A 10,232-nucleotide genomic window follows, 5' to 3' on the forward strand; every position below is an offset into this window, starting at 1 on the left:
CAATTCAAAGTAATTACTTAATGGCAACCACTTCACCGCAGCTCATCATCAGCTGATCACGCAACCAAATATGGCCCTTGTCCTTTTCACTTGATTCGTGCCAACTCAGGTAACCACTGATTTGAGCTTGTTCGAACGGGAAAGGCTGAACCTGAAGGTGTTCTTTGTTCGCTGCATTCTCTACCATCCAACGCGGTGCAATCGTAACTAACTCAGACTGGCCGACCACATAGAGTACATTACTCAAACTGGTGCCTTCGTAATAGGCTTGGACATCTAAGTGACGGTAAGCTTGCTCAGAAAAACTGCGCTGACCATGCACTCGCGATAATTTGGCGTGTCTTTCTGCTTTGAGATCTTCCGGTGTCACGTTATGTTGAATCCGAGGATGAGATTTAGAGGCAACCACCACCAACTCATCTTGGAAGATTTCCGTACTTGAAAAACCCTGTTCATCAAAACACGAATAATCAATGACGAAATCAATTTCCTGATAACGCATTCTTTCAGATAGCTGACGATCAAATTCAGCATCTAGATGAAGCTGAACGTTAGGAGCCTGCTCATTAATTGTTGAGATTATCTTGGGAGCAAAGCGGATATCACAAGGACTGCAAATTGCTAACTTGAACAAGCGTGTTGATGTTTCTGGCGAGAAGATAGAACTGGGCAGCTCATTACGGATCAATTGTAGAGCCTGACGCATCGGACCAAAGAGCAATCGTGCGCGTTGAGTCGGCTGAATGCCACGACCATGACGCATAAACAATTCATCGTTAAACATCACTTTTAGGCGAGCAACTGCATTACTAACAGCGGGCTGCGACATACCTAAATTGTGCGCTGCACGAGTAATATTTTGTTCTTGCATTACCGCATCAAACACAGTTAAAAGATTTAAGTCTACGCCACGGAGAGTGCTTTCCATACGGTAGCTAGCAATTGCACTCATCGACTCTTTTTTATCAATCATCAGGAAAGCCTCTTTGTCTTCATACAGTTTAAAATTGGTGTAAATAAGTAGGGTCTGGGTATAGCTAACCGACGCTTGAGCTTATATTTGCGGATTAGATAATTCCCGACAGAACTCTACTATCGACGAATCATTCAGTATTTAGCAACAAGATTGATAATTAATAAGTATTTTTTATTTAATTAACAACATTAAGTATACTTATCATGGACTTAAAAGTTTTATAAAATTTTATAAACTCAATTGACGTACACATTTATTCATTTAAACGGCAGCAAGGTAGGGAACGATTCTAGATTTTGGATTCATTGGCAGGAAAAATAGATTGTCTACATGATATAAAAACAGCATCAATGCTTAGATGCCGTTAATAAAAAAATCATCATTTATCGGAGGCACATCACCAACGTTCTACTTGAGTAACGTAGCTGGGAAAGTCGACTTTGTCCCACAAATGGCGGGTAAGCTGCTGTTTGTTGTCCCAGTCACCTTTTATCAACCACTCAACGATAGCTTGGGCCACATCAGGGTAATGAACACTTTCCGCCTGAGCTTCATCTAACCAAGAACGTACAATAGAAGCATCCAGAATTTCCATACAACTGGCCAACCCTAACTCTTCCAATGTTGCAACATTACTCATTTGCTCAAATTGACCAGATAACGGTTTTAATAGCAGTTTCTTGCCTAAAGTTAACGCTTCTGATGGCAACTCAAAACCGCCATTAGCGATCACCCCATTGCAACGATGAAGGTGGTACTGAAAACCATCAAAGCTCAATGGCAGATAGTGCACGTTATCAATAATTTTTTCTTCGATATTATTAGGGTGGTAGCACACAAATCGTTGCTGTGAGAACCTCAACAATAGGTCAGAAATGTCTTCAAGACTTTCAAACGGTAAGTACACTAAGACGATGTCATCCCCTTCAACCTCCTCTTTTTGCGTATGAACAATGGGCGGTAATATCGGTTGATCAAAATGATACCAGTGCAAACCAATATGATGCTCAGCCGGAGCAAAGTACTCAATGATTTTTTTATCAAACCAGCCAGCGCCTTTGAGCGGCACTGAGTAACGGAAAGCATTTTGGTGGCTAATACTAATCGATGCTTTTCCTTGCTGCTTGGCCGCCCACGCAGAAACGGGTTCAAAATCGTTGATGATGAGATCATAACCACTTAGATCAAGCTGCTTGACCTCTAGATAGAAGGAAAACAAATTATTCCTAACACAGGTCTTGCGATAATTCACTTTACCTTGTTCAGTGATAAAGGTTAAACCACGACGCGTGTGATAGTGACCAAACTCCTCCATAGAAAAATACTTATCCTGAGGACGGCCTGAGAAGAGAAATTCAACGTCTACATCACGCTTTTTCAGGGCAATACTCATTGATCGTGCGCGAGCAATATGACCATTGCCTGTTCCCTGCACTCCATATAATATTTTCATCGCCTAGCCTCCCATTGTTGCGAGTGCTATTTTCGCACTTCCCAATCCTAACAATGCCCCTAGCACAACATCGCTAAAAAAATGGACACCAAGCAAAACCCTTGACGATGCGATAAGTCCAGCCCAAATAAACGCGAACCATTCCAAATCCGTATAAAAATGTCCAATGACTGTCGCCATTAGAAAAGCGGCCGCAGTATGCCCTGACGGCAAACTGTATCGATCTGATGGCGTGATAAATGACGTCACCAGCTCTGACAGTTCTTCTGGCCTTCGCCGCTTAAAAAGGTTTTTCGCCATCCAGTACACTGGTAACTCGATAGAAAATGCCAGCAAACCGACCATCAAAAATAGAACGCCTACGTTTCCACCAAACCAGCCAGCCAACAGGCCGATAAGGACATATAAATGCCCATCCCCAGTATGAGATACCGCCTTACTGAGACGAGATAATGGATGAGAGAACTTATGTTGCAAACAAAACAGTGAAAACGCCAAATCAAACTTGGCTATAGGCTCGATTGAACGCATGACCGATTCCTTTTAGCGACGCTTCTTTATTCAAATCTAAGAGAACTTAGTGACAAATCAGTGAAGCTTTGAGGGTGATTCCGTTACATTGCCCTAAACCTCATCACAAGAACAATTCAGTGACTAAATACAGCCACTCATGACGGCATCTTGTTACATATAGACATCCCCTTGAGAGTCCGTTATTGAATAAATAGAGAATAAAAACGACATTTTTGGTTGACGTTGCTCGTGTAGTGCGGTACTAATTTGTTAACTTAAATATGTGCTTTTGTAACGACCGCAAAGGAAACGTTAACAATGATAAATCGTTTTTCTCTCCTGCTGAGCCTCCTCCTTATCGTGACATACTCGCGCGGGTAGGCTGTGGAAGAAAATTAACGACACAGAATCACTTAAGACCCGCACACAGATGCGGGTTTTTTTATACCTATATGTTGGAAATAAACGATGAACCGATGTAAACACATCGAATCACTAAGGAAGCAAACATGAACGACCAAGTCATTATCTTCGACACCACATTACGTGATGGCGAACAAGCATTGTCAGCAAGCTTGACAGTTAAAGAAAAACTGCAAATTGCCTATGCACTTGAAAGGCTTGGTGTTGACGTGATTGAAGCAGGCTTCCCTGTATCATCGCCCGGTGACTTTGAATCAGTGCAAACCATTGCTCGAAATATAAAAAATAGCCGTATTTGCGGTCTTTCCCGGGCAGTAGCCAAAGACATTGATGCCGCAGCAGAGGCGCTGAAGGTCGCTGAGCAATTCCGTATCCACACGTTCATCTCTACATCCACAGTCCATGTTAAGGATAAACTTCGTCGAAGCTACGATGATGTGGTCGAAATGGGTGTAAAGGCAGTAAAACACGCTCGTCAATACACCGATGATGTTGAATTTTCCTGTGAAGACGCGGGGCGTACACCGATCGATAACTTGTGTCGCATGGTAGAGGCCGCCATCGATGCAGGGGCAAGCACCATAAATATTCCTGACACTGTGGGTTACACAGTACCCAACGAGTTTGGCGGTATCATCGAGACCCTGTTTAACCGCGTTCCTAACATAGATAAGGCGATCATATCAGTGCACTGCCATGATGATTTAGGTATGTCCGTCGCTAACTCGATTGCAGCGGTGCAAGCAGGTGCCCGTCAAGTAGAAGGCACTATCAACGGTATCGGCGAACGCGCTGGAAACTGCTCTCTTGAAGAAATCGCCATGATAATAAAAACACGTCAAGAATTGCTTGGCGTGAAGACTGCTCTGAAGTACGACGAAATTCACCGTACCAGTAAGTTGGTCAGTCAACTTTGTAATATGCCCATTCAAGACAACAAAGCCATCGTAGGTGCTAACGCATTTAGTCACTCCTCAGGCATTCACCAAGATGGGATGCTCAAGAATAAAAACACTTACGAGATCATGACACCAGAGTCTATTGGTCTTAAAAACCAAGCGCTAAATTTAACGAGCCGCAGTGGTCGTGCTGCGGTAAAGAGCCACATGGACACCATGGGCTACAAAGAAGACGAGTACAACCTAGATGCTCTGTACGAAGATTTTTTGAAACTTGCAGACCGCAAAGGGCAAGTCTTTGATTATGATTTAGAAGCATTAATGCATTTCTCAAACCTTCGCGAAGAAGATGATTTCTACAAACTAAACTACCTAAGCGTTCAGTCAGGTAGTGTGATGGCCACAACAAGTATCAAACTTCAATGCGGTGACGAAGAGCAATCAGAAGCCGCGGTAGGTAATGGTCCCGTTGATGCCCTTTACCAATGTATCTATCGCGTAACAGGGTATGATATTGTGCTAGACAAGTTTGATTTAACGGCGAAAGGTGAAGGTGAAGACGGACTAGGCCAAGCGGATATCATCGCCAACTATAAAGGTCGCAAGTATCACGGCACTGGTGTTTCAACTGATATTGTCGAAGCTTCAGGTCAAGCGTTATTGCATGTAATCAATAGCATCCATCGCGCTGACACCATTGCTGAAATCAAACAGAAAAAAATCGCAACAGTATAAGAGACTCTAGGGATGCGAGTCGTCCCTGAAGCCCAGAAGAAATAGAAATTCAAGGACTAACATGACAGACAACACTTACAAAATTGCCGTTTTATCAGGAGATGGCATTGGCCCGGAAGTAATGGCCCAGGCCCACAAAGTACTGGATGCGATTGAAAAAAAACACAGCATCAAATTTGCTCGCGATGAACACGACGTGGGGGGAATCGCGATTGATAACCACGGTTGTCCACTACCAGACAGTACCTTAAAAGCATGTGAAGCGTCCGATGCTGTACTCTTCGGTTCCGTCGGTGGCCCTAAGTGGGAACATCTACCACCAAACGAGCAACCAGAGCGTGGCGCGCTACTTCCTCTGCGTAAGCACTTCCAATTGTTCTGTAATTTGCGTCCTGCACAAATCCACCAAGGCCTAGAAGCCTTTTCGCCATTGCGTGCAGATATCTCTGGCAACGGTTTTGATATCGTGGTGGTTCGTGAGCTCACGGGTGGCATCTACTTCGGAGAACCAAAAGGTCGTGAAGGAGAGGGACCAAATGAAAAAGCATTCGATACTGAGATATACCACCGTTTCGAAATTGAACGTATTGCGAAAATTGCGTTTGAATCAGCTCGCCTACGTCGTAAAAAAGTTTGCTCTATCGACAAAGCTAACGTGCTGCAAAGCTCCATCCTGTGGCGTGAAGTGGTGGAAGAAATCGCGAAAGACTACCCAGATGTGGAGCTATCACATATGTACATCGACAACGCGACAATGCAACTTATCAAAGATCCTGCGCAATTCGACGTCATGCTTTGTTCTAATATATTCGGCGATATCATCTCAGATGAGTGTGCCATGATCACAGGCTCAATGGGCATGCTCCCTTCAGCGTCATTAAACGAAAGTAAATTTGGTCTTTTCGAACCAGCAGGCGGCAGCGCTCCTGATATAGCGGGAAAAAACATTGCCAACCCTGTTGCACAGATTCTATCTGCAGCGCTCATGTTGCGTTACAGCCTGGGTGAAGAAAGTGCTGCACAAGATATTGAAGCCGCCGTCTCGAAGGCACTGTCTGCGGGTGAGCTTACTGGCGATCTATCGGGCGATAAACCTGCACTATCGACTTCAGAAATGGGCGACAAAATCGCTGAGTACATTTTAAACTCGTAACCACAGCTACATTCATAATTATTATTCGCTCCTGATAAGCCGTTATCAGGAGCCATACACAGGGCAGCAATAATGGGCAAAACATTATACGAAAAAGTCTACGACGCACACGTCGCTGTAGCAGCTGAGGGTGAAAACCCAATTTTATACATCGACCGACACTTAGTGCATGAAGTGACTTCTCCTCAGGCATTCGATGGCCTGCGTGAAAAAGGTCGTCAGGTTCGCCAAGTTAGTAAAACGTTTGCGACGATGGACCATAACGTTTCAACACAAACTAAAGACATCAATGCATCAGGTGAGATGGCTCGCATCCAGATGGAGACGCTATCTAAGAACTGTGAAGAGTTTGGCGTTACCCTTTACGATATCAACCACAAATACCAAGGTATTGTGCACGTTATGGGGCCAGAGTTAGGCATTACGCTACCGGGTATGACGATAGTTTGTGGTGATTCACACACAGCAACTCACGGTGCATTCGGTTCGCTTGCTTTTGGTATCGGCACCTCTGAAGTTGAACATGTTCTAGCCACACAAACGCTCAAACAAGCGCGCGCGAAGACAATGAAGATTGAAGTGAACGGTAAGGTAGCCTCAGGCATCACAGCCAAAGATATTGTTCTCGCAATCATTGGAAAAACAACGGCTGCAGGCGGTACGGGTTATGTCGTTGAGTTCTGTGGTGATGCCATTACTGATCTGACCATGGAAGGTCGTATGACCGTATGTAACATGGCTATCGAGTTAGGGGCAAAAGCAGGCCTTATCGCACCTGATACCACCACATTCGAATACATTAAAGGGCGTAAGTTTGCCCCTCAAGGTGAAGACTTAGAAGCCGCCATTGCATACTGGACTTCTCTACAAACCGATGAGGACGCTAAGTTTGATGCTGTGGTTACATTGAATGCAGCAGACATCAAACCTCAGGTGACTTGGGGCACTAATCCAGGTCAAGTCATCGCCGTAGACCAAGCAATCCCTGCACCAGAAAGCTTCACAGATCCTGTGGAGAAAGCCTCAGCGGAAAAAGCGTTGGCTTATATGGGACTAGAAGCCGGTAAGGCGCTATCTGACTACAAAATAGATAAAGTTTTTGTTGGTTCTTGTACTAACTCACGTATCGAAGATATGCGCGCTGCTGCCGCAGTCGCTAAAGGTCGTAAAGTGGCTAATAACGTACAAGCACTTATCGTCCCTGGCTCTGAGCAAGTCAAAGCGCAAGCTGAAGCAGAAGGCTTGGATGTCATCTTTAAAGATGCAGGCTTTGAGTGGCGTCTACCTGGCTGCTCTATGTGTTTAGCGATGAATAATGACCGCTTAGGTCCGCATGAACGCTGCGCCTCCACTTCAAACCGCAACTTTGAAGGCCGTCAGGGTCGTGATGGTCGAACCCATTTGGTTAGCCCTGCAATGGCCGCAGCAGCAGCGATTGCTGGCCACTTTGTTGATATTCGTGAGCTAGGCTCTTTTGGTAATCAGGATTAGGGAGAAAACATATGTCAGGTTTTAAACAACACACAGGTTTAGTTGTCCCTCTGGATGCCGCTAACGTCGACACAGACGCGATCATTCCTAAGCAATTTTTACAAAAGGTATCTCGGCTTGGGTTTGGTAAGCATCTTTTTCATGACTGGCGCTTCCTCGATGATGCCGGTGAACAATTGAATCCAGCATTTGTCATGAACGAACCACGATATCAGGGTGCCTCAATCTTAATTGCCCGAGAAAACTTTGGTTGTGGTTCCTCGCGAGAACACGCGCCTTGGGCGTTGGCTGATTATGGAATCAAAGCGATGATTGCACCAAGCTTCGCGGATATTTTTTACGGCAACTCAATCAATAATCAAATGGTCCCAGTACGGCTACCAGAGGAACAAGTCACCGAAATATTCCAGTATATAGAGAACAACACTGGCGCTGAGGTTGAAGTTGATTTAGAAGCTATGCTGGTACGAGCGAATGGTCAAGAGTATGGATTTGAAATCGACACATTTCGCCGCCACTGCCTATTAAATGGTTTAGATCACATTGGCTTAACTTTGCAGCATGAAGAGAAAATCTCTGAATATGAACGTCAGATACCCTCATTCTTGCGATAGTTTTGAGGAAAAGGTCAGCCAAAGCTGACCTTTTTATTGAAAGTAAACTTAATTCTGTAGGGTCTTATCTTAATATCATCATTTAGCAGGAACCATTTATGAATAAGTTCTTTTCAGCAATTATCGCAATATTTACTTTCAATGCCGTGGCCGCACCCGAGTCTGACTTATGGTCATACTGGAACACCAGTAACGAGCAAAACTCGCAAGTAATTTCCCATAACAGCTGGCAAACCATATTAGATCGCTATTTAGTCGCGCAAGAAGAAAACACCCTGTTTCGCTATAAGAGTATATCCGAACAAGACCATGAAAAGTTAAAGGACTATATTTCCGATCTATCTACACTCGATCCTCGCCAATTTTCCAAAGATGAGCAGTACGCATACTGGGTAAATTTATACAATGCATTGACCGTTGAACTGATTATCAATGCTTATCCAGTTTCCTCGATAACTCAATTAGGGGGGCTATTCAGCTTTGGCCCTTGGGGGGATGATATTGTCTCAATTACCGGTCAAGACTTAAGCCTAAATGATATTGAACATCGTATTTTACGTCCAATATGGAATGAACCACGTACTCATTACGCGGTCAATTGTGCCAGTTTAGGCTGCCCAAACTTACAGCCTCAGGCCTTTACGGCCAATAACCGTGAGTTACTTCTAGAAAAATCAGCTAATGAGTTTATTAACAGTAAGAAAGGAGTTCAGATACAAGGTGAAGATCTCCAATTGTCTTCAATCTATGAATGGTTTTCTGTCGATTTTGGTACAAAAGCCGAACTGATGTCTCACCTTATAAAATATCGACCCGAGCTCGCTCAGAAAAAAGGGAAACATCGATACGATTACGACTGGTCCTTGAATGAAGATAAGTAAGTCAGAAAGACAATGGTGCTCAGATAGAATTAGAAAATCTACATTTTATTAGAGGTAATACCAATCTAATTAAAACTATGATCTCATTGAGGCTATCACGTCTACAAGAGAATGCCATGGATAGTGCCTCAATAGCATCGTTTTTTGGACAGTACCGATAGGGTAACGAAAGTGTGCCAAAGAGAGTGGATTGACCTGATCCTTTAATTTTCCAGATTGGTATAAAACACAAGAAAAACCCAATGCAATTGCATTGGGTTCATATGTTATTCGTATTCTAGTACTCAGAGGTTCAGGCGCTCAGGTATGAATGGTCAGCACCTAACCGTTTAATCACCATGCTAAAATAGACTCAATAGTCTTTATATTTCTTTTTAGTCTGGTAATAAAGTGCAAATTAAAAGCCTGGCAATGTCCTACTCTCACATGGGGAAACCCCACACTACCATCGGCGCTACTTTGTTTCACTTCTGAGTTCGGCATGGAATCAGGTGGGTCCAAAGTGCTATGGTTGCCAAGCAAAATTCTGTAATGGTGCTGATACCCAGACTCGAACTGGGGACCTCATCCTTACCAAGGATGCGCTCTACCGGGCTGAGCTATATCAGCAATTCAAGAACCGTTTAAAACGGTTCTGAAAAATTTTTGTCTTCACTTTTTTCAAAGTGAAAATAAATTTGGAACCTGGCGATGTCCTACTCTCACATGGGGAGACCCCACACTACCATCGGCGCTACTGCGTTTCACTTCTGAGTTCGGCATGGAGTCAGGTGGGTCCGCAACGCTATGGTCGCCAAGCAAATTCTGTTTTACTTTCAGTCTTTATCAACAACTGAAAGCAAAAAATCTGGAAAGCTGGTTATTGTGTTCTCATACACATTCAATCTGTTCTTGCTTTGAGTCCATCAAAACCCTTTGGGTGTTGTATGGTTAAGCCTCACGGGCAATTAGTACAGGTTAGCTCAATGCCTCGCAGCACTTACACACCCTGCCTATCAACGTTCTAGTCTTGAACAACCCTTAAGGGCACTTAATGTGCCAGGGAAGACTCATCTCAGGGCTCGCTTCCCGCTTAGATGCTTTCAGCGGTTATC

Annotated in this window: 8 protein-coding genes, 1 tRNA gene and 3 rRNA genes; 5 read left to right on the plus strand and 7 right to left on the minus strand. The window is 44.0% G+C overall.

What is annotated here, in order from left to right; genetic code table 11:
• Positions 1-13: 13 nt before the first annotated feature.
• From leuO to HLM86_RS17675, 3 genes are all read right to left on the minus strand, one after another.
• Positions 14-973: a transcriptional regulator LeuO gene (gene leuO / locus HLM86_RS17665; protein ID WP_076589951.1), complete on the minus strand. Its 960-nt coding sequence runs from the start codon at positions 971-973 to the stop codon at positions 14-16.
• Between the two features lie 400 nt (positions 974-1,373).
• Positions 1,374-2,429, minus strand: a complete 1,056-nt coding sequence (locus HLM86_RS17670; RefSeq protein ID WP_170883457.1) for an MJ1255/VC2487 family glycosyltransferase — start codon at positions 2,427-2,429, stop codon at positions 1,374-1,376.
• A 3-nt stretch (positions 2,430-2,432) separates the two neighbouring features.
• The gene (locus HLM86_RS17675) at positions 2,433-2,960 is read right to left on the minus strand and encodes a phosphatase PAP2 family protein (RefSeq protein ID WP_076589946.1); all 528 of its coding nucleotides are present in this window, start codon (positions 2,958-2,960) and stop codon (positions 2,433-2,435) included.
• Positions 2,961-3,451: 491 nt separating this feature from the next.
• Here HLM86_RS17675 and leuA point away from each other — a divergent pair, with 491 nt between their 5' ends.
• The 5 genes from leuA to HLM86_RS17700 all read left to right on the plus strand — a co-directional run bounded on the left by leuA (position 3,452) and on the right by HLM86_RS17700 (position 9,138).
• Complete coding sequence (gene leuA / locus HLM86_RS17680; protein WP_076589944.1) at positions 3,452-4,999, plus strand: 2-isopropylmalate synthase; 1,548 nt, start codon at positions 3,452-3,454, stop codon at positions 4,997-4,999.
• Between the two features lie 61 nt (positions 5,000-5,060).
• A complete protein-coding gene (gene leuB / locus HLM86_RS17685) occupies positions 5,061-6,152 on the plus strand; it encodes a 3-isopropylmalate dehydrogenase (RefSeq protein WP_170883458.1) in 1,092 nt (363 codons plus the stop codon).
• Positions 6,153-6,224: 72 nt separating this feature from the next.
• The gene (leuC, locus tag HLM86_RS17690) at positions 6,225-7,643 is read left to right on the plus strand and encodes a 3-isopropylmalate dehydratase large subunit (protein ID WP_076589939.1); all 1,419 of its coding nucleotides are present in this window, start codon (positions 6,225-6,227) and stop codon (positions 7,641-7,643) included.
• 11 nt (positions 7,644-7,654) lie between these two features.
• Positions 7,655-8,257: a 3-isopropylmalate dehydratase small subunit gene (gene leuD, locus HLM86_RS17695; RefSeq protein WP_076589936.1), complete on the plus strand. Its 603-nt coding sequence runs from the start codon at positions 7,655-7,657 to the stop codon at positions 8,255-8,257.
• A 98-nt stretch (positions 8,258-8,355) separates the two neighbouring features.
• Entirely contained in the window at positions 8,356-9,138 is a 783-nt protein-coding gene (locus tag HLM86_RS17700) for a DUF547 domain-containing protein (RefSeq protein WP_170883459.1), read from the plus strand.
• A 403-nt stretch (positions 9,139-9,541) separates the two neighbouring features.
• Here HLM86_RS17700 and rrf (HLM86_RS17705) read toward each other — a convergent pair.
• The 4 genes from rrf (HLM86_RS17705) to HLM86_RS17720 form a co-directional block, all read right to left on the minus strand.
• Positions 9,542-9,657, minus strand: a 5S ribosomal RNA gene (rrf, locus tag HLM86_RS17705).
• 13 nt (positions 9,658-9,670) lie between these two features.
• Positions 9,671-9,747 (minus strand) — tRNA-Thr (locus HLM86_RS17710).
• 73 nt (positions 9,748-9,820) lie between these two features.
• Positions 9,821-9,936 (minus strand): 5S ribosomal RNA (gene rrf / locus HLM86_RS17715).
• Positions 9,937-10,064: 128 nt separating this feature from the next.
• A 23S ribosomal RNA gene (locus HLM86_RS17720) occupies positions 10,065-10,232 on the minus strand; the annotation flags it as partial.

The sequence above is a fragment of the Vibrio ostreicida genome, from assembly GCF_013074385.2.
In the GTDB taxonomy this organism is placed as follows: Bacteria; Pseudomonadota; Gammaproteobacteria; order Enterobacterales; family Vibrionaceae; genus Vibrio; species Vibrio ostreicida.

What these genes read in the sequence shown, in the direction of transcription:
- leuO (WP_076589951.1), bottom strand. Translation starts at nt 973, where the DNA reads ATGATTGATAAAAAAGAGTCGATGAGTGCAATTGCTAGCTACCGTATG.
- HLM86_RS17670 (WP_170883457.1), bottom strand. Translation starts at nt 2,429, where the DNA reads ATGAAAATATTATATGGAGTGCAGGGAACAGGCAATGGTCATATTGCT.
- HLM86_RS17675 (WP_076589946.1), bottom strand. Translation starts at nt 2,960, where the DNA reads ATGCGTTCAATCGAGCCTATAGCCAAGTTTGATTTGGCGTTTTCACTG.
- leuA (WP_076589944.1), top strand. Translation starts at nt 3,452, where the DNA reads ATGAACGACCAAGTCATTATCTTCGACACCACATTACGTGATGGCGAA.
- leuB (WP_170883458.1), top strand. Translation starts at nt 5,061, where the DNA reads ATGACAGACAACACTTACAAAATTGCCGTTTTATCAGGAGATGGCATT.
- leuC (WP_076589939.1), top strand. Translation starts at nt 6,225, where the DNA reads ATGGGCAAAACATTATACGAAAAAGTCTACGACGCACACGTCGCTGTA.
- leuD (WP_076589936.1), top strand. Translation starts at nt 7,655, where the DNA reads ATGTCAGGTTTTAAACAACACACAGGTTTAGTTGTCCCTCTGGATGCC.
- HLM86_RS17700 (WP_170883459.1), top strand. Translation starts at nt 8,356, where the DNA reads ATGAATAAGTTCTTTTCAGCAATTATCGCAATATTTACTTTCAATGCC.